Raw genomic sequence first — 19299 nt, 5'->3', positions numbered from 1 at the left:
TTAAAGAAAGAGGAAGTGACAAGTAAAGAGGGAGCCCGCATTTATGCCAAACGCAAGGTGGATGTCGAACCTGTATTTGGTAGGATGAAGGGTGTTTTTGGCGTGCGTAGAGTCCATGTCAGAGGTCAAAAAGTGGTTGAAACTGAGATAGGATTCCTCCTAATGAGTATGAATCTCACGAAATTGGCTAAGAAATTAGTCCAAGATAATAGAGATAAAAAGAAAAACACAGACAGTACGGCTGGATTTCATCAGAAGCAGCTCAATCTGTCTGTGTTTTTTTTAGTTATTGGCTAGTTTTTGCCCAGCCTCGCTGCTTAAAACCTGTATTCCTAAGTAAATTCCTTTTATATTAGAGCTCGTTTTTCGCTAATCAAGGCAGCTTTTTAGGAAATACTAACGAAGGCTGAATAAGTGAAAAACTAGCCTCAGCTGGAAGTGCTGAACTGTGGATACAGGTTTTTAATCTTCTATAGAAGCATATGTTACTGCCAGACCTCTCTGAACAGCTGGACGCTCTGCAATTTTTTCCACCCAGGCATTTAAATGGCTATAAGAGGCGACATCCAGGAATGCTGCCGAACCAGGATAGAGCTGACCTTGCGCCAACCGTCCATACCAAGACCAGATGGCTATATCTGCGATAGTGTAGTCATTTCCAGCAATGTATTCCCTGGTCGCCAATAATTGATCCAACAAATCCAACTGCCGCTTGGTTTCCATGGCGTAGCGGTTAATCGGATATTCCTGCGCTGTCGGAGCGTAATGGAAGAAATGCCCAAAACCACCTCCAACAAAGGGAGCGGCGCCAGTTTGCCAGAAGAGCCAGTTAAGAACTTCTGTACGTTTCGACCATTCTTTTGGCAAGAAGGCTTGAAACTTTTCTGCTAGGTAAAATAAAATATTGGCGGATTCAAAAACACGAACTGGTTCTTTCTCAGAGTAATCCACCATAGCTGGAATTTTTGAGTTGGGATTTATCCCAACAAAGTCAGAACCGAACTGGTCTCCTTGACCGATATTGATGAGAAAGAGGTCATAGCCAGCTTCTGAAATACCCAGTTCCTTCAGTTCTTCCAGCATAATGGCAACCTTGATGCCATTAGGTGTTCCCAAGGAATAAACTTGGAAAGCCTGTTCTCCTTTTGGCAATACCTGTTCAAATCGACTACCTGCAGTTGGGCGGTTGCCTGAACGATTGTCATTCTCATCTTCCCACTTCCAAACCAGTGGTTTTGTGTATTCTGTCATTATTTTTCCTCCAAATCATCTATTCCTAGTACATAGCGCCTATAGGTCACTTGTAAGTCTTGGATATAACGTCCCAATTCTACCAATTCCTTCGGCGCTCTCCAGGTCAAGCCCGTCAATTCAGCATTGACAAATACCGATAACTGATCCGCCAACAAGTAGAGATTGTCTGACTGGTCAAGTTTCTGGGCAAATTCAACAATTTTCTCGCGCAAAACGGGTGAAATAGCTTCTGATGACAGCTGATAAAGGGCTGATAAATGGGAGTAAAATTCTTCACGATTAGCTTTTTTCATAAGAAACTCCTATATCCTTGTTTTCTGATATCAGTATAAGGTATTTTCATAAGTATGTCAAGATAGCCAAAAAAAGATTGCCCGAAGACAATCTTTCTATTGATTAAAGTGAGTTTGGATCAACCTTGATACCAACACCTTGTGTTGTTGTGATTGATACAGAAGTCATGTAAGTACCTTTAGCTGTAGCAGGTTTTGCTTTAACCATTACTTCGTGGAAAGCTTTGAAGTTTTCAACGAGTTTGTCAGCGTCAAATGATACTTTACCGATAAGAGCTTGTACGATACCTGCTTTGTCAGCACGGTAAGTGATTTTACCACCTTTAGACTCTTCAACTGCTTTAGCAACATCCATAGTTACTGTACCAGTTTTAGGGTTTGGCATCAAGTTACGTGGACCAAGTACACGACCAAGACGTCCAACAACTGCCATCATATCTGGAGTTGCGATAACAACGTCGAAGTCCAACCAACCACCGTTGATTTTAGCAACGAGGTCATCTTCACCAACAAAGTCTGCACCTGCAGCTTTTGCTTCTTCTGCTTTAGCACCACGTGCGAAAACAAGAACGCGTGAAGTTTTACCAGTACCGTTTGGCAATACCATTGCGCCACGGATTTGTTGGTCTGCTTTACGAACGTCGATGTTCAAGTTGTAAGCAACTTCAACTGACGCGTCAAATTTAGCGAAGTTAGTTTCTTTTGCAAGAGCAACAGCTTCTTCTACGCTGTACAATTTTGTGCTGTCGATTTTTTCAAGAGCAGCACGCAAGTTTTTGCTTTTTTTAGCCATTTTATATGTCTCCTTGTAATCAGATAATCTTGGGTGCTACTTAGTCAGTAACAGTGAATCCCATAGAACGAGCAGTACCTTCGATCATACGCATTGCAGCTTCAAGAGATGCAGCGTTCAAGTCAGGCATTTTAGTTTCAGCAATTTCTTGTACTTGTGCACGAGTAACTGTTGCAACTTTAGTTTTGTTTGGTGTACCTGAACCTTTTTCAACACCTGCAGCTTTTTTCAAAAGAACAGCAGCTGGTGGTGTTTTAGTCACGAAAGTGAATGATTTATCTTCATACACAGAGATAACGACTGGGATGATCAAACCAGCTTGGTCAGCTGTACGAGCGTTGAACTCTTTTGTGAATCCCATGATGTTGATACCTGCTTGACCGAGTGCTGGTCCGACTGGTGGAGCTGGAGTAGCTTTACCTGCAGGAATTTGAAGTTTTACGAGTTTTTCGACTTTTTTAGCCATGATATAAAATCCTCCTATTGTGGTTTTGGCGGTAATTACAGATTTTTACCTCCCACAAATATGTGTTTTACACATACCTTTTCATTATACATGATTTTAAAAGAAATGCAAGCTTTATGTTTACTTTTCTTCACATTTTTTATAGAATGAAAGTATGTTTGAATCAATTCTTTTTACAAAAATTATTGCAGTCCTTTTTATCTTTCTGACCTTGGCAATTTCTATCATTGCGGTCAAGTTTTTTAGGTTGCAAAAATATGGCAGAAACTTCGCTGATATTGCCTTCCCTCTCTATGCCCTGGAATTTTATCTCATATCGGATAGGGTTTACTATAGTAGTTTACTCCCTCACCTGCTTCTAGCGCTTTCCCTTCTATCTATGGGACTCTGCGCCTTCTTTCTCTTCAAGAAAAAAGAGTTCTCCTATAAACGCTTTTTCAAGGTCTTCTGGAGAGCTAGTTTTATCCTAACCTTCTTTATGTATTTGGCGCTGGTCATCGCTGTATTGACACTCAAATCCTAAGACAAAGCCCCTTGTAGCTGAAATAGCAACAAGGGGTTCTTTCTATTCATGAATTTCTAAGGGGAGGCCATCTGGATCAAAGAAGAAGGCCATCTTCTTCCCATCGAAATCATCTGTGCGCATGGCTTCATGTCGAATGTCCAAACGGTCAAATGCTTCTAGGCAAGCCTCCACATCTGCAACCTGAAAGGCCAGATGACGTAGCCCTGTATGTTCAGGATGAGGCATGGCTGGACGCAGTGGCGCATCTGGTTTGATGAAGATTTCCAAGACCATATTTCCTTTTTTGACATTGAAGAGAATGTCATTTTTTTCTGGTCTGATGTGTTCATCTAATTGCTCAAAGCCCAATTTATCGACATAAAACTCTCGTGTTCGCTCATAATTGCTACCGATAATGGCAATATGGTGGACTGCTTCAAATTTCATTATGGTGTTTCCAATACCTTTCTGGGTTTGGTGCCTTCTGCGGGACCAATCACTCCTGCTGCTTCCAATTCTTCCATCAGTCTGGTTGCTCGGTTAAAGCCGACAGATAGACGGCGTTGAATCATAGAGGCGCTAGCTTTTTGCGTTTCTACAACCAAGGCCCGTGCTTCTTCAAAGAGTGGGTCGCCACCCGCATCTCCGAAACCAGTATCGCTATCGCCTTCTGCAACTTCTCCAGGGTCAAAGGTTTCGTCATAATCTGCCTCGGCTTGCTCCTTGACAAAGCTGACAATGCGCTCAACATCATCGTCAGAAATAAAGGAGCCTTGTAGACGAACAGGGGCAGATTCTCCAATTGGATGGAAGAGCATGTCTCCACGACCCAACAATTTCTCCGCACCATTTTCTCCCAAGATAGTCCGTGAATCGGTGCCAGACGCCACCGCAAAGGCAACTCGAGACGGCACATTGGCCTTGATAAGTCCAGAGATAACATCAACAGATGGACGTTGGGTCGCCAGAATCATGTGAATCCCAGCTGCACGAGCTTTTTGCCCCAATCGAATAATGGCATCTTCCACTTCCTTGCTGGCCACCATCATCAGGTCTGCCAACTCATCAACAATGACAACAATCAATGGCAATGGAATCTGCTTTTCATCTGAACGACTGTTATATTCTTCTACCTTGGCATTGTAGCCTTCTAAGTTTCGCACCCCAAGTTGGCTAAAGAGCTCATAGCGTTTTTCCATCTCATCCACAACTTTTTGCAGAGCACGAGCGGCCTTGCGTGGATTGGTCACAACTGGAATGAGCAGATGAGGAATATCATTGTAGACAGACAATTCCACCATCTTCGGATCAATCATCATAAATTTGACTTGGTCAGGTCCTGCCTTCATCAAAATGGAAGAGATAATACCATTAACTGCGACAGACTTACCTGAACCTGTCGAACCTGCAACCAAAAGATGGGGCATTTTGGTCAAATCAAAGGAACGAACAGAGCCATTGACTGCCTTTCCAAGTGGGATTTCCAAGAGCTTGTTGGCATCTGTCTTGGATTGTTCCCAAAGTTCGCGGAAGGGTACCATGGCCACCTCTGAGTTAGGCACTTCGATACCAACCAGAGATTTACCAGGAATCGGTGCTTCAATACGGACATCCTTAGCAGCCAGTGCCAAAGCCAAGTCATCAGCCAGATTGGAAATCCGATTGACACGCACCCCAACTGCCGGTTTTAGCTCATACCGGGTTACAGATGGACCGATTTCTGCTCGTTCCACCACAACTTTTATGCCAAAGCTAGCAAAGGTATCTTCCAAAACCTTGATATTTTGACGGACTATTTTCTTCTCATTTCCTTGTCCTTTTGACTTGACCGGCGCAAATAGGTCAATGGACGGCAGTTTGTAGACCAGATTTTTCTTGGGTTTAAAGTCAATTTGAATATCCTGCCCTTCCTCGTCAACAATAGGTTGGTTCTGAGAGTTAATCTCTTCCTCATCCTCTACCAACATGACTGGGAATTCATCTTCCACTTGATTGTCATATCCAGAGATAATCGGAACGTGAGGGGCTTCTTCTTCTAGAATTTCCCCAGTTTCGAGGTCAATTTTTCTATCTGACAAGTCCAGAATTTGAGCTTCTTCTGCATCCTCTAAGCGCAAGCGTTCTTCCTCAAGGCGAGCTAATTCTTGCTTGCGTTTTTCTTCTCGTTCAGCCCGCTTGACCTCGCGAAGCTCTGCCCGCTTTGCCTGACCCTCAGCTAACTTATCCTTAGCAAGCGATAAGCCATCCGCTACATCATAGACAGACCATGGTCCTAGCTGAAAAATACCAAAGGCCAGCACCAAGAATCCGATGAAAAAGGCTCCTGCATTGGCGAAGAGAATGGATACTGGCCAATAAAAGATGCTGCCCAACAAGCCTCCTCCTGCAAAATTAGTCACCTGAAACTTAGATAAATCGGTCAAGATGAGTTTGAAGGTCTGGTTGAAGAGGTCCGTCCCTTTATAACCCAAGTCTAAAAAGGCTTGAAACTCAATCAGCAATCCAATCGTCATCAACCAGAAGCCCAAAATTGTCCCCTTGCGACTGCGAATCCGAGTCGGTGCAAAGAGGAAAATAAGGGCACCTGCCAAGACCAAGTAGGTCACACTGCCGAACAGTAAGCGTAGTAAATTGTAACTCGTTACCCCGAATGCGCCTAAGCGAATGGTCGCAAAGAGGATAAATAAAATGCCAGCCACCCTAAGGGTGATGTTTTTTACCTTTTCCTGCTGGGCCTGCTCTGCCTTGGTCGGTCGCCTAGTCGCCTTTCCTTTTTTACTCGTTTTTGCCATAACTTCCTCTACTTTCTCAATCTCTTTATTTTATCATAATTGAGAAGATTTTTCATGGGAGAAAAAATAGACCAGCCTTGCCAGTCTACATTTTCTTCTTTGGGTGTTTGTCAATGACTTCTGGGTGATTATCCAGAGCAGCTCTGCCTTTTTCCGTCAGGGCATAACCGCGAACAGCAAAGTAGGGAGCTAGTTTTTCTTCTGTCAAGTGGTCCTTGAGGGCAGTGTCTAGGTCAGCCGCCTTCATCTTGGATAGACCTGTCACGCCTTCTGCCTTGAGGATATTCTTCTTGGCAGTAGAGGTGATGTGGTCCAGCGAATCAAAGGCTGTTTCAACATAGGCGTAGCCGTCTGCAATCAGCTGCTCCATGTGGACAGGTCCGTTGATGCCGTAGATATACTCAAAGTACTTGGAATAGGGCGTCGTGGTCTCAAAGGTGCCAAAGTTAATCCGCCAAAGGAGGATAATATCCCCCGGTAGCAAGCCTTCTTCCAGTCGAATCATATTGCGTTTTGGAACGGGCTTGGCTTCCAACAGCCAGGCTGCTAGGTCACGTTCAGGGGAAATATAGGGTTCGACCTCGTGGTCTTTGTACATCTCTTCAATACGTTTTTCAATAGACATTTTTCAAACTTCTCCTATGTAGCTCAGCCTAATAAATCCAACTGTTTCATCTAATTGGGCTGGCAAACTCCTGCTATTATACACCATTTTGTTCATTTCTAACAGAAAAGAACGCTATCCCCTGCCAAAAGCTAGGAAGCGGGTGCCTTGAAAATGCAAAGTTCCCATATCTCCCTCTGCTAAAAGGGCATACTGGTCTGGTCGTACACGAAATTCCTGCCGTTTGCCTGCCCACTCAAATGTTACATAATAATTTGTCCGTGCCATTTCATTCCCAAAAACATGGGTCCGTTTAGCAACCAGCTTGGCCTTACAAGTCTCTTTGGGAGCCTGATTATTGCGAAGCCACTCCATGATATTTTTGCTAATTTGAAAACAAACCGTTCCCAGTATGAGAGTCGCGACTGCGTAGAAAAACAACATGAACAAGCCTGAACTATTGATTAAATCTTGCATTCTGAGCATCCTCCTTTTTTAATCATAGTATACCAAATTTTACACAAAAATCCATAGAAATCTAGTCTTTCGGCAGAAAATTGAAAAATCTATCAAATCATGGTAAAATGAGCATAATTTTTACGTCACCTAGAAAGGATTTTCCATGAAAAAACGACTTTTTCTTGCCCTGACTTCCACAATCTTACTGACAGCCTGCGCAAGTAACTCCACTACAAGCACTAGCAGCTCAAGTTCTTCCAGTTCTAGCTCAACCTTGGCAACCACCACAGACACAACTGCTTCCAGTCAGTATGCCAAGGATTTAGCCTATGCCATTAACAATCCTGATGCTAGCTTCCCACAGCTCTCTAGCGACATTGCTGAAAATGAGGCTGCTGTAAAAATCAAGACCACCGAAGGCGACATTACCATCAAGCTCTTCCCTGAGCAAGCACCATTGACTGTGGAGAACTTCCTGACCCATGCTAAAAATGGGTACTACAATGGCACGATTTTCCACAGGGTCATTAAGGATTTCATGATCCAAGGTGGAGATCCTCTGGGAAATGGTACAGGTGGTGAATCCATCTGGGCTGGCAAGGGAACCACTATCGACGCTGGCTATGGTTTTAAGGATGAAATCTCTGCCTTTCTCTACAATATCCGTGGTTCATTGTCCATGGCCAATGCTGGCGCTGGAACCAATGGCAGTCAGTTCTTTATTAACCAAAATACCACCGATATGTCCAGCCAACTCTCGACCTCAAGTTATCCAGGAAAAATCATCGAAGCTTATAAAAACGGTGGAAATCCAAACTTAGATGGCAAACATACTGTCTTTGGGCAAGTCATCGAGGGAATGGATATTGTAGATAAAATTGCCTCTGTCGAAACAGACAGCAGTGACAAACCTAAAACAGATGTCAAAATTGAAGCCATTGAGATATTGAAAGATTACACTAAATAACACAGTAAGAAAGCTTGAGAAAATTGCAATCCTCAAGCTTTTTTCTATGCTAAACTAATTGCGATGATGTAAACCTTTGAGTACTCTATAAAGAATGGGTACAGCAATTACCGTCGTAACTGCTGTACCATAGGTTCCTAAGATTTGACCCAAAGCAACAAGGAAGTTGAGAGGGTTAAACCTCCTACTAGACTCCAAACTATTCTACCCCTTAATAACATCAACTTCACCGGTTGTCCACCTTGATACTGACTGAACATCAAAAATGGTTACGACTCCCCAAAAAATAAAGGCGATTACTAATTTTAAAAACACTATGACATTGGGAACTAATACTCAATGAAAATCAAAAACAGACTAGGCGACGCAGATGCAGATAGAACTGAAGTTCATCAAATCAAGTCAACAACGTCTGATTTTGATTTTCGAAGAGTATAATTTACGAATGACTAACCATAATAACATTACAATCCACTGCTTCACGATACTCAACCTCAGGAGGTTTTGGAGTCCTTTTAAACAATGATTTCCCTATTTTCTATTACAACAATCGGATTATAGATTTCAACCTATTTTGCAGCAACACCTTTTTCAGCTGTCAATTCAATCTTTTCAGGACTTGACTTGCTGTTTGAACCAATGTAAACGTCATAGTATTTAACGCGTTTGTTTACGGCAGTAATACTTTCACGTTCGAGGGTTGGAATAGCAAATGCTTGCTCAAAGGCATATTCTTGCCAAGCCTTGTAATTCGCAATGTTCTTCGCTTCATCAAATGATTCCGCAGAAGCAATCTTGTTTAAGAGAGCTGTATTCTCATCAGAAACAAATCGAGTATAGTTGTACATAGCTTCAGGTCCCCACAATGAAGTTGGATCCGGATCTAGACCAGCAATCCAAGCTGCAAGGTAAACATCAATTCCCTCGTCGTTGGCTGCAATGGATTCATAGAAGGTGTTGTATTCGATGGTTCTTCCAGTGTAAAGCTCCACATTCAGACCAATTTCCTTCCACCATGTCAAGTATTGTTGCACCATGGTTTCCTGCGTTTCAGTTGATTTCTGAGCAGCGACATTGATCTTCAGCGGTTTGCCATTGGCATCTTCACGGATTCCATCACCGTCGACATCCTTGTAACCAGCTTCATCCAGCAATTGTTTAGCTTTTTCAGGGTCATAGCTATAGCCTGCTAAATCAGCATCATGCACATCGCCAAAGAAGGAAATGATGAGTGAGTTGGTTGGGTGATACAAGCCATTGTATAATTTTTCGCCGATAGCAGCATTATCCAAGGCATAACCCATGGCTTGACGCAATTTGACATTGTTCATCTTAGCGTCTGGATTGGTCACGTTCTTACCACTTGCTTCATCGTATGTCCCAAGATTAAAACCGATATAGTTGTAGATACCATCTAGACTACCAAGCAAGGTAATATTGGTAAGGTCTTTGTAGGCTTCGTATTGGTCGGTTGGCATTTCAGCCAAGTCATAGTTTCCGGCTTTCATCTCAGAAACGATGGTGTCTGGAGAAACGATATCAATCTTGTAACTATCTAGCTTAACTTTTCCTTTGAAGTAATATTCATTTGGTACATAGGTAACTGATTCGCCGCTGACAATTTCCTTGACCTTGTAAGGTCCCATCCCAACAACTTTGGCAGTACGAGCATATTCACTTGATTCCCAATCTTTGACCGCAATATCCTTGAAAATATGCTTGGGCATAACCAATTCAGGAACTCCACCACCTGCATACATCATAGAAGGCGACATCTCTTTGACAGTCAGAACAACTGTATAGTCGTCAACTTTCTTGACGCCTGAAATTTCACTAGCTGTTCCTGCCTGTAGCTCTTCGAAACCAACAATATTGGTGTAGGTTGTATCAGCACGGACACCAGTATAATCCGGACTAGCCAACTGCTCAATAGTGAAAATATAGTCATCGATAGTAAACGGTTGACCATCTGACCACTTGTAATCCTTGCCTGTCAAACGAACAGTGACAGTTTTGGCATCCACATCAAATTCAGCCTTAGCAAGTCCTGAATCATCCAATTTACGGTCTGCATTATAGCCAAACATAGAAATATCAACCATAGAGGCAAACGGAGCATCCACTCCCGTCTGAGCAAGCTCATCTAACAAAATACCCGTGGATGGTGCAGATGCAACCAAGGCATACTTAAACTGCCCACCACTGATTGCCTGACCCTCATGGGTCACTTCAGACTCAAAAGATAAATCAATTGAGCTCGTGCTTTCTTTACTTTGACAAGCTGCTAAGATTGCTAGGGAAAGCAAGCTAACCCCTGCAAGAGCAAATTTCTTCATTTTCTTCATATCTCTACCCCTTTATATTATTTCAATTAGTATAGCACATTATAGAATAATTATGCAAGATTCTTTTAAAGAAAATTCGTTTTTTGCTATTCATTTGATTATATTTTTCTTATTCATCATAAAAATACATTTTGTTTCTTTTTGTTATGAATAAACATTCAAAACAAAAAGTAGGTCTCCCTACTTCTGTTTATTTCGTTTCAAACTAAACCTGTCTGGAACAAGGTCTTCTCCACCCTCCACAAAGGGATGACAACGCCCAATGCGAGCCAGGCCCATCAAAAAGCCCTTGAGTCCATGTTTTTGTAAGGCCTCAATCATATAAGTGGAACAAGTGGGCTGATAGCGACAGGTGGGCGGAAATAGAGGAGAAATGAATTTCTGATAGAATCGGACCAAGCCGATTAATAGTCTCGTCATTATTTTTTCACAGGCTTGGTAACAGCCAAGGTATGCAGTTTACTGATGTCTTTCTTATTGAGCTTGCGGTATTCCCCTGGACGCAACCCAGTCAAATCCAGATTACCAAAGCGGGTACGAGAGAGTTTATCCACCTGTAAACCAACTGCTTCAAACATCTTCTTAACTTGGTGATTGCGTCCCTCATGGATGGTCAACTCGACCACAGAACGATTTTTGACAGGGTCTACCTTGATAATCTCGTAAACTGCTGGTTTGGTTTTCTTGCCATCAATGACGACACCACGGGTCAAGGGACGCAAGACTTCCTTGTTGGCAACCCCTTTGACACGCGCCAAGTACACCTTATCAATCTCATTACGAGGGTGAATCATCTCATCCGTAAAATCACCGTCATTGGTCAAAATCAAAACCCCAGATGTATCCCAGTCCAAACGACCAACAGGATAAATCCGTTCTTTGACCGTTGGCAACAAATCCACAACAGTCTTTCGTCCCTTGTCGTCTGACACACTGGAAATAACACCTTTTGGCTTATGGAGTAGGTAATACACTTTCTCCTCGTTGTAAATAGGTTGGCCTTCTACTTCTACCTTATCTCCAGACTTAATGGTTGTTGCCAATTCACGAACCACTTGACCATTGACGGTAACACGACCCTGCTTAATCAATTCTTCTGCCTTACGACGACTGGCTACACCAGCGTGGGCTAAATATTTGTTAATTCTCATCTTCTAACTCATTTCTTTCTATGAATAGCTCAGTTTCTTGCTCAACCAAGTCGATTTCTGACACATCTGGCAATTCTTCTAGGCTGTTAATCCCCATGTAATCCAGGAAATAATCCGTCGTTACATAGAGATTGGGTCTGCCAAGAACCTCTTTCTTCCCATTCTCACGGATAAGGTCAAAGGCCTGCAACTTACTGATGGCACCGCTGGAATTGACCCCACGAATCTCATCGACTTCAATCCGTGTAATAGGCTGTTTGTAGGCAACAATCGACAAGGTTTCCAAAAGAGCCCGTGACATGGTCTGGTTGATTGGTGTTTTGGCATAAATCCGCAAAAGGTCGGCATACTCTTTCTTAGTGACCAACTTGTAGCGGTTGGAAGATTCTAAGAGAGCGAGGCCTGAGGCCTTGTCGGCCATGTATTTTTCACTGAGTTTTTCTAATTGCTGGCTGACAGCTGTGGGCTGCAATTCTAGCATCTCTGCCAAATTGCGTAAGCTCAAGCCATCCTCACCTGCTACAAAGAGCAGGACTTCGATTTCAGCTAAGCGATTCATGTTCACTCCTTACTAGATAAATGTCTCCAAAGGTTTCTGCCTGTTCCAGAACAATCTCATGGACCTTGACCAGCTCCAAGGTTGCTAGAAAAATGGTAATGACCTCATTGATATCCTGGCTCTCCTTAAAGAGCTGGCCTAGTTCAATCCGTGAACTAGCTTGAAAACGACTGCGGACAAAGTCCATCATGTCTTCGATTTTATACTCATCACGGGCAATGGTCGCATGGGACTGACGGAGACTGGCCTGTTTTTCAGCCATGACTTTCGAAAAGGCTAGGAAAATATCAATGACTGTCTTGTCTTTGGCTAGCTGAACATCCTCATAAATTAAGTCCAGCTTAGGTTTTGAAAAATAATTGGCCCGCTCATCATGCTGTTCACCCATTTTTTCACTGAGAAGCTTGAATTTGCGGTATTCTTCCAACTGGTCCAAGAGGTCCATTTCTGGGTCATCTTCAGGGTCTGTCTGCTCGACAACTTTTGGTAAGAGCCTACGGCTTTTGATGACCATCAACTGACTGGCCATGACCATATACTCTCCTGCCACCTCCAAACGCATGGCCTGTAAGGTCGCAATGTAGGCTAGGTATTGCTCAATGACCTCTGTAATTGGAACCTCGTAAATATCCATTTGATATTTGGACACCAGGTGAAGCAAGAGATCCAGAGGTCCTTCAAAATCTTTTAATTTTATATCCATTATCTAAATTTTTCTAAACTCATGCTTGTTTTTAGTCCCAACTGCTTGGCGATTTGGTCCAAGGATTTTCCCTCGTCTATCTGGCTCAAAATGTACTGTTCTCGTAATTTTTGGGCTGTCCAATCAGGCTTGCCGATGGACTGGACAAATTCCGTCAGACGATTGAAAAACCATTGACGAGAATAGGTCTGCCCTTTTTTGTCAAAAACATAAATCCCAGTCAAATGCCTCTCCAAATAAACAAGTAATTCCTTGGGCAAGGTTAGGACGCGCTTAGTCGCCCCTTTCTCAACTGTCAGGACTTGAAAATCCAGATTGACCTGCTGGCTAGTCAGCTCTGCTATTTCACTAGGAGTTAGCCCTAGTAAGGCAATCAAAAGAGCAATGAGCTGCCCCTCCAGCCAAGGACTGTCTTGAAAGAGGAGAGATAGTTCCTCCCGCTCCAGCTTTTTTTTGACACTGGCTGGACCTGCCAGAGCCTGTAGCTTATAAAACCTGTCCAAGCGACCTCTTTCATAGAGAAAGTAGAGAAATTGATTGACCGTTGAGAGTTTTCTCTTCTGAGCAGCAGGCTTTAATGCTAAAAGAGATTGCTGATAGACCAAGAGTGACTGCTGGTTGATATCCCCCTTGGTCAGCTCCACAAATTGCTGCAGGTCATAGGTATAGGATTTTTGGCTATTGACACTGACCTTTTTACTCTGGATAAACGCTTCTATGGCCTGCTTCATTTCTTACCTTCTTTTGATGCCAAAGGAAAATTATGCAGAAGGGCATTGATGGCTTTGAGAATGGATTTACGGGTAATAATGCCTAGAAATTCCCTGTTTTCCCCCAGAACCGGTAGGAAGGATTGGTCGACTAGCTTGCGCATGACTTCTGTCAAGTCATAATCCAAACCAACAGTCTCTTCGTCTGTCTTAGCAATCAAAGAAATATCTCTGTTCAATTCATCATCTGATAACTCATGCTCAGCCTGGTACTTGATAATCTCCGTCAAGCCAATGGTGCCGAAGAAACGACCGTCTTCTGTCACCACGGGCACACGGGAATAGGTCATGTGGCTGAGTAACAGCTTGGCATGGTCAATATTATGGGTATCAATGATAACAGCCAATTTATCTGCTGGTGTCAAGAAGGTTTCTTCCTGGTCCAACAAAAAGGCCTCAAATTCTCGTGCAATCATCTTGAAATATCCTTTGTCAATGCTGGGTAAAGTTGGTGCTGCCGATTGTAGTAATCCACATGGAAATGGTCTTCAGTGATGGTCACAAGAGCATAGAGACATTCTCTGACCAAACCACGAGGTTGACTAACGGATCCTGGATTGAGAAAGAGGGTCTTGCCACGCACTTCCGCATCAGGTACATGCAAATGCCCGTACAAACAAATATCCGCATCCACTTCCTGTGCCCAATAATCCAAGCGTTGCCAACCATAGTTAATGCCATAGAGGTGTCCATGGGTTTGGGCAATGGTCACATCACCCAATTGAGTAATGAGCTGGTCTGGGTAACCACCAAAATAGTCGCAGTTGCCATTGACCACTTGGATGCCATCCCAAAGACTATCTTGACTGTCTAGCTCCGAATCACCATTGTGGAAAATAGCATGGACCTTGCCAAGATAGTGGTTTTTAATCTCTTCTACAATCTGTCTATCCCCATGAGAATCACTCATGACTAGGATTGTCTTGCTTGCTCCTGCCATACTGAAAATGCCTCCACTAATTTTTCTAGTGCTTGTGCACGGTGGGAAATCTGATTTTTTTCTTCTAGGGTCAACTCTGCCGAGGTCTTGCCTGTTTCACCGACGAGAAAGAGCGGATCATAGCCAAATCCATTTTCCCCACGGAGTTCCATACCGATAAAACCTTCCCAGTCAGCTTCGACAACCAAACTATCACGATTTGGAGCCGCCATGACTAGGGTGCAATGGAACTGAGCAGAACGATTTTTCAAGTCGAAGACCATAGCTAACTCATGCAAGAGCTTGGCATTATTGAGCTCATCTGTGGCGTCTGGTCCTGAAAAACGAGCAGACCAAACTCCTGGCAAACCACCTAAAGCATCAACCTTCAAACCAGAATCATCTGCCAAGACCATCTTGCCTGTCAGCTCTGCTATGGTTTCAGCCTTGAGCCGTGCATTTTCTTCAAAAGTCATACCTGTTTCTGCTACATCTGGCAGGTCAGGATAGTTGTTGAGGTTCTCAACTTGGTAACCAAACCGCTCAAAAAACTTACGGAATTCCTTGGTCTTACCTTCATTTTTAGTGGCAATCAAGATGGTATCTCCCACGCTTGCCAACCCCTTGTCTTGACCGAAGAAATCAGACATAGCCACACCATCTTTTGTCAGATGAACCAAGAGAAGCTTGTCATTCTCTGTTACCAGAATAGCCCCTTGGTGTTGGAGGGCCTTGAACTGTCTATTGTTTAACTCATTCAAAACATCACAGGCAAACTGGAAGAGGGCAAAGTCAGACTGAAGTTTAATCACCTCAATATTGACACACTGGTTAAAATTCTCATCTTCATAATTACCAGCAATGAGTTTGTCAAATAATTGACCAATCTGGTAAATTTCTTGTTCTCTGCCAGTTTCTCCAAAGGAACTAAATAGGTTGGCAAAGCTAGCCTTTCCGATAAACCAGTTATGCTCATCTCTGTATTCGTATATCTTGTCTGTCATAGTTCTACATGCTCCACATGAATATCAATGCCCATCCAGCTTTCAGCTATTTCCTTGAAAGCTGCTGGACTAGCTGTTGTGTAAAAACGGTGCTGAACATCCTTTTCTGTACGGCTACGGTTGATTTCAAAATAATTCAACAAGACCGAAATATCCCGTGCGCACTCTGCTCCACTGTCAATCAACTTGACATCCTTGCCCATGGCATTTTGAATGATGGGACGGAGCAAGGGGTAATGGGTACAGCCCAAAACCAGCGTATCTACCTGACCGACCAAGGGACGCAGACTATCATAGACAACTTTCTTTGCCAAACTAGATTGATGTCCATTGGACTCTACCAAAGGGACAAACTTGGGACAAGCCAAGCTTTCTACCTGTATCCCAGGAGAGAGAGCCTGTATCTTTTGTCTGTAAATATCCGATTGGATGGTCATAGCGGTTCCTAAAACCCCAATCTTCCCATTCCTTGTCGCCTTGATGGCTGCGGAGGCACCTGGCAATATAACTCCCAAAACGGGAATATCTAGAGATTCCTTGATTTCGTCCAAGACAATTGCTGTAGCTGTATTACAGGCAAGGACAATCATTTTGACATTTTTTGTCAATAAGAAACGCACCAATTCCCAAGTATATTCTCTGATTTGTTCAGCTGGTCTAGGACCGTAAGGAGCTCGTGCAGAATCTCCGATATAAACGATTTCTTCATGGGGTAATTGGCGCATGAGCTCACGCACAACCGTCAAACCACCCACACCTGAATCTAAAAATCCTATAGGTCTATTATCCATACTGCTAAGAATAGCCAGAAGTCTGACTAACCTTTCTTTCTTACTCAAAAAAAGGGAGTGGGAAAGAATATCCCAGTCCCATGTCGCTTATTTTTTCTTGCTTGCTGCTTTTTGCTGGCTCTTGATTTGGCGAAGTACTTGTTGTACTTTTGCTTCGCTTGGTTTTTGACCCATTTGACTCATCATCAAGCGCAAGGCATTTTCATCCAAAACTGGCTTATCAGCAATGTAGTTTTCCACTTGTTTGCGTGACAAGTAAATCCCCAAGGCTACACCACCTGCAAGTGCCACAAGCACCAAAACAATTACTAAACCGATACCTAATTGCATATCAATCTCCTGATTTTCTAAAAAATAATTCATCTGGTATTGCATCGCGCAATCTCATACTGACACTATTATACCAAATTCCCCAAGCTTTTCCAAGACTTACCTGTCAAATTCAAAACCGTAAATGGTTGCGAAATAATCCTCAGGAGTTTCAGCACGGCGAATCATACGAGCTGTGCCATCTTCCTGTAAAAGAATTTCAGAAGAACGCAAACGACCATTGTAGTTGTAACCCATGGAGAAGCCGTGGGCCCCACTATCATGGATGACCAAGGTATCTCCTACTTCTGCCCGTGGCAATTCCCGATTAACCGCAAACTTGTCGTTGTTTTCACATAAAGAGCCTGCTACATCCACTACTTCAATCGGAGCGTCTGGTCGAGTGATGTTAGTGATATGGTGATAAGCGCCGTAGAAGGCTGGGCGCATGAGGTTGGCAGCTGAGGCATCTACACCTACATAGGTCCGATAGGTTTCCTTACGATGAAGCACCTTGGTAATCAAGTGACCATGCGGCGCCAACATAAAGCGACCCAATTCCGTAAAAATTTTGACATGTCCCATACCAGCTGGCGTGAGAATTTCCTCATAGGCTTTACGAACCCCCTCACCAATGACCGCAATGTCATTCGGCTCTTGTTCAGGACGATAGTTGACCCCAATCCCACCTGACAGGTTGATGAAGTCCAAGGTCACACCTGTTTCCTCACGGATTTCCAAGGCCAATTCAAAGAGTTGGCGAGCTAGAACAGGGTAGTAATCATTGGTCACAGTATTTGAAGCCAGAAAGGCATGGATCCCAAATTCCTTGACACCAAGCTCTTTCAATTCCTTGTAGCCCTTCATGAGCTGGTCCTTGGTCATCCCAAACTTAGACTCTTCTGGATGGTCCATAATATCCGTTCCCAGCGAGAAAACGCCACCTGGATTGTAACGGAGGCAGACTGTTTCTGGAATACCAGCTACATTTTTCAAAAATTCAATATGCTCATAGGCATCCAGGTTGATGGTCGCCCCAACTTTTCTGGCATAGACAAATTCTTGGGCTTGGGTATCATTGGATGTGAACATGATGTCTGTAAAGCCCAATTTTTCACTCATGAGCACTTCTACATCCGTTGCGCAGTCCACTCCACAGCCTTCTTCTTGAAGAATTTTTAAAATAGCTGGTGTCGGAGTCGCCTTGACCGCAAAATATTCCTTAAAGCCCTTGTTCCATGCAAATGCTGCATTGAGGGCACGGGCCTTCTCACGAATGCCTTTTTCATCATACAAATGAAAGGGAGTCGGAAATTGCTCCGTAATGGTTTCTAAAACTTCTTTACTGACAAATGGCGTCTTGGTCATCTCTCTACCTCATCAAATATTTTTCCTATTATACCACAGAAAACACTTTTCAAGAAATGAAACAGTTTATACCAACTATGAGGTCGATGTCTATTTCCAGAAAAATAAAGAGCCCCTAGAAACTTTCTATACTATCCGTTTTCTAGGGTACTTTTCATTATCTATAACCGGAAATTGATGCAAACTAAATTCCGAACTGAGACTTACAAATCTATTTCTTATTCAAACCAAGATTGTTTTATTTTCTCTGCATCTTTTATCTTACGCGGACCAGTCCCATAGCGTTCCGCATCCTGATCTTCTTTATAGGGTAGAAAATAGGCTCCTGCGACATAGAGAGCCAGGGTCAGCAGAGATGTTTTTCCTAAAAATAGAGCAGCAAGGAAGAGCACACGCATCACCCATGCTTCCCAACCTAGTTTATGGGCCAACCCTGCAAGGACACCTGATAAAACTTTGCCTTGTCTTACTTTATACAAATCAATTGACATCTTTTATTCCTTTCACATAGAAACAACCCTGCCCCGTCTGCCCTTTTACAAAGAGCACATCACTACCCGTTTTTTCAAACTGGTAGGGACTGGTTTTCTTCTTGCGGTTGACCAGAACCTGACCAGATGAAGAAATCAGTTGCCCTTGTATCCCTTGAGATTTTCCAGGATAGAGGGTCACTTGTGCCTGATTTAATTGAACAGATAAATGCTGTGGATAGCCACCGCAGGTTGTCAAGCGAATATCCTGTTGTTTTTTATCCCTTGAACTGCGGATGGAAATATCCTCAAACGGCACATAATCCAGACGAGCATCTGCCTGACCAAGCTCCAAGTCCAGCACGGACATCCATTCCTGAGGTAAACTAATGGTCAACCGACAAGGCAAACTACTACTGAAGTACAGACCACGTTTCTCAACATAGATACGAGGCAACTGGTCCTCTGGAGCATCTTGATTGTAGACTATCTCAACCCCGACCTGATTAGACTTTGACTTGGTCATGGTCAGTCGTCCCTCTGATAGCTGTAAAAATAAGGATTCAATTCCCTCAAAGCTATAAGCCTGCTTCAATTTTGAAGAAGCGAATACCTTGAAACTTGGCAAGGTAAAACCGGTCCGAGTTTTTTCCTCCACAAAGAGCACATCTGGGCGTTCCTCAAATTTCAAAAAACAAGCCCTAGCCTCTTCCTTGGTCAAAATACCTTTTTCATAAAGCTCAATCAATCGTTCTTGCTGTTGTTGTACCATGATTT

The 19299-nt window shown here is 43.2% G+C and carries 24 protein-coding genes and 1 pseudogene; 3 read left to right on the top strand and 22 right to left on the bottom strand.

The features are described 5' to 3' along the window. A pseudogene (locus C1E58_RS05385) lies at positions 1-199 on the top strand (transposase); the annotation flags it as partial. Between the two features lie 263 nt (positions 200-462). Here the strand turns inward: C1E58_RS05385 and yghU are convergent. The 4 genes from yghU to rplK form a co-directional block, all read right to left on the bottom strand. Further along, the gene (gene yghU / locus C1E58_RS05380; protein WP_105209638.1) at positions 463-1251 is read right to left on the bottom strand and encodes a glutathione-dependent disulfide-bond oxidoreductase; all 789 of its coding nucleotides are present in this window, start codon (positions 1249-1251) and stop codon (positions 463-465) included. Continuing rightward, positions 1251-1547 (bottom strand): hypothetical protein, encoded by a 297-nt coding sequence (locus C1E58_RS05375; RefSeq protein ID WP_105209637.1) that lies wholly within the window; start codon positions 1545-1547, stop codon positions 1251-1253. Before C1E58_RS05375 ends, yghU begins: the two co-directional genes overlap by 1 nt. A 103-nt stretch (positions 1548-1650) precedes the next feature. Then, positions 1651-2340 carry a 50S ribosomal protein L1 gene (rplA, locus tag C1E58_RS05370; protein ID WP_105116782.1) on the bottom strand — a complete coding sequence of 230 codons (690 nt, stop codon included), beginning with the start codon at positions 2338-2340 and terminating at the stop codon, positions 1651-1653. A gap of 40 nt (positions 2341-2380) precedes the next feature. Beyond that, on the bottom strand, positions 2381-2806 hold the full coding sequence (gene rplK / locus C1E58_RS05365) for a 50S ribosomal protein L11 (RefSeq protein WP_105116783.1): 426 nt from the start codon (positions 2804-2806) through the stop codon (positions 2381-2383). A 154-nt stretch (positions 2807-2960) separates the two neighbouring features. On the opposite strand from rplK, the gene C1E58_RS05360 reads away from it, so the two are divergent. Next, positions 2961-3329, top strand: coding sequence for a DUF3397 domain-containing protein (locus C1E58_RS05360; protein ID WP_105114541.1), 369 nt, complete (start codon positions 2961-2963; stop codon positions 3327-3329). Between the two features lie 42 nt (positions 3330-3371). Here C1E58_RS05360 and C1E58_RS05355 read toward each other — a convergent pair whose 3' ends face one another. From C1E58_RS05355 to C1E58_RS05340, 4 genes are all read right to left on the bottom strand, one after another. After that, positions 3372-3758 (bottom strand): VOC family protein, encoded by a 387-nt coding sequence (locus C1E58_RS05355; RefSeq protein ID WP_105114542.1) that lies wholly within the window; start codon positions 3756-3758, stop codon positions 3372-3374. Then, positions 3758-6103: a DNA translocase FtsK gene (locus C1E58_RS05350; protein ID WP_105209636.1), complete on the bottom strand. Its 2346-nt coding sequence runs from the start codon at positions 6101-6103 to the stop codon at positions 3758-3760. The genes C1E58_RS05355 and C1E58_RS05350 overlap by 1 nt, the downstream gene beginning before the upstream one ends. A gap of 85 nt (positions 6104-6188) precedes the next feature. Then, the gene (locus tag C1E58_RS05345) at positions 6189-6728 is read right to left on the bottom strand and encodes a hypothetical protein (protein ID WP_105209635.1); all 540 of its coding nucleotides are present in this window, start codon (positions 6726-6728) and stop codon (positions 6189-6191) included. Between the two features lie 114 nt (positions 6729-6842). Further along, positions 6843-7184 carry a DUF2500 domain-containing protein gene (locus C1E58_RS05340; protein ID WP_238142244.1) on the bottom strand — a complete coding sequence of 114 codons (342 nt, stop codon included), beginning with the start codon at positions 7182-7184 and terminating at the stop codon, positions 6843-6845. Positions 7185-7329: 145 nt separating this feature from the next. Between C1E58_RS05340 and C1E58_RS05335 the strand changes: the two genes are divergently transcribed. Next, positions 7330-8133, top strand: a complete 804-nt coding sequence (locus tag C1E58_RS05335; RefSeq protein WP_105209633.1) for a peptidylprolyl isomerase — start codon at positions 7330-7332, stop codon at positions 8131-8133. 569 nt (positions 8134-8702) lie between these two features. On the opposite strand, the gene C1E58_RS05325 is transcribed toward C1E58_RS05335, so the two are convergent. The 14 genes from C1E58_RS05325 to C1E58_RS05260 all read right to left on the bottom strand — a co-directional run bounded on the left by C1E58_RS05325 (position 8703) and on the right by C1E58_RS05260 (position 19294). Further along, positions 8703-10478 (bottom strand): oligopeptide ABC transporter substrate-binding protein, encoded by a 1776-nt coding sequence (locus C1E58_RS05325; RefSeq protein ID WP_105209632.1) that lies wholly within the window; start codon positions 10476-10478, stop codon positions 8703-8705. Positions 10479-10658: 180 nt separating this feature from the next. Beyond that, positions 10659-10898: a membrane protein insertion efficiency factor YidD gene (gene yidD / locus C1E58_RS05320; RefSeq protein ID WP_105114549.1), complete on the bottom strand. Its 240-nt coding sequence runs from the start codon at positions 10896-10898 to the stop codon at positions 10659-10661. Next, positions 10898-11629 (bottom strand): pseudouridine synthase, encoded by a 732-nt coding sequence (locus C1E58_RS05315; protein ID WP_105209631.1) that lies wholly within the window; start codon positions 11627-11629, stop codon positions 10898-10900. The genes yidD and C1E58_RS05315 overlap by 1 nt, the downstream gene beginning before the upstream one ends. Further along, positions 11619-12188 (bottom strand): SMC-Scp complex subunit ScpB, encoded by a 570-nt coding sequence (scpB, locus tag C1E58_RS05310; protein ID WP_029186159.1) that lies wholly within the window; start codon positions 12186-12188, stop codon positions 11619-11621. The genes C1E58_RS05315 and scpB overlap by 11 nt, the downstream gene beginning before the upstream one ends. Beyond that, positions 12172-12891: a segregation/condensation protein A gene (locus tag C1E58_RS05305; protein ID WP_105209630.1), complete on the bottom strand. Its 720-nt coding sequence runs from the start codon at positions 12889-12891 to the stop codon at positions 12172-12174. Before C1E58_RS05305 ends, scpB begins: the two co-directional genes overlap by 17 nt. Next, positions 12891-13622, bottom strand: a complete 732-nt coding sequence (gene xerD / locus C1E58_RS05300) for a site-specific tyrosine recombinase XerD (RefSeq protein ID WP_105209629.1) — start codon at positions 13620-13622, stop codon at positions 12891-12893. Before xerD ends, C1E58_RS05305 begins: the two co-directional genes overlap by 1 nt. Then, the gene (gene cbpB, locus C1E58_RS05295) at positions 13619-14077 is read right to left on the bottom strand and encodes a cyclic-di-AMP-binding protein CbpB (RefSeq protein ID WP_032511076.1); all 459 of its coding nucleotides are present in this window, start codon (positions 14075-14077) and stop codon (positions 13619-13621) included. The genes xerD and cbpB overlap by 4 nt, the downstream gene beginning before the upstream one ends. After that, a complete protein-coding gene (locus C1E58_RS05290; RefSeq protein WP_105124627.1) occupies positions 14074-14601 on the bottom strand; it encodes a metallophosphoesterase in 528 nt (175 codons plus the stop codon). The genes cbpB and C1E58_RS05290 overlap by 4 nt, the downstream gene beginning before the upstream one ends. After that, entirely contained in the window at positions 14574-15584 is a 1011-nt protein-coding gene (locus tag C1E58_RS05285; RefSeq protein WP_105209628.1) for a nucleoside-triphosphate diphosphatase, read from the bottom strand. Before C1E58_RS05285 ends, C1E58_RS05290 begins: the two co-directional genes overlap by 28 nt. After that, entirely contained in the window at positions 15581-16375 is a 795-nt protein-coding gene (gene racE / locus C1E58_RS05280; RefSeq protein ID WP_105124709.1) for a glutamate racemase, read from the bottom strand. Before racE ends, C1E58_RS05285 begins: the two co-directional genes overlap by 4 nt. Before the next feature lie 87 nt (positions 16376-16462). Then, positions 16463-16705, bottom strand: a complete 243-nt coding sequence (locus C1E58_RS05275; protein WP_105114558.1) for a YneF family protein — start codon at positions 16703-16705, stop codon at positions 16463-16465. 99 nt (positions 16706-16804) lie between these two features. Next, positions 16805-18052 (bottom strand): diaminopimelate decarboxylase, encoded by a 1248-nt coding sequence (locus C1E58_RS05270; RefSeq protein ID WP_105209627.1) that lies wholly within the window; start codon positions 18050-18052, stop codon positions 16805-16807. A 218-nt stretch (positions 18053-18270) separates the two neighbouring features. Further along, a complete protein-coding gene (locus C1E58_RS05265) occupies positions 18271-18543 on the bottom strand; it encodes a PspC domain-containing protein (protein WP_105114560.1) in 273 nt (90 codons plus the stop codon). Then, the gene (locus tag C1E58_RS05260; protein ID WP_105209626.1) at positions 18533-19294 is read right to left on the bottom strand and encodes a hypothetical protein; all 762 of its coding nucleotides are present in this window, start codon (positions 19292-19294) and stop codon (positions 18533-18535) included. The genes C1E58_RS05265 and C1E58_RS05260 overlap by 11 nt, the downstream gene beginning before the upstream one ends. Positions 19295-19299 lie beyond the last annotated feature (5 nt).

The organism is Streptococcus suis, assembly GCF_002964575.1.
GTDB lineage: Bacteria > Bacillota > Bacilli > Lactobacillales > Streptococcaceae > Streptococcus > Streptococcus suis_R.
Note: the sequence above shows the minus strand (reverse complement) of the source record. Positions and strands in the feature narration are given on the sequence as shown.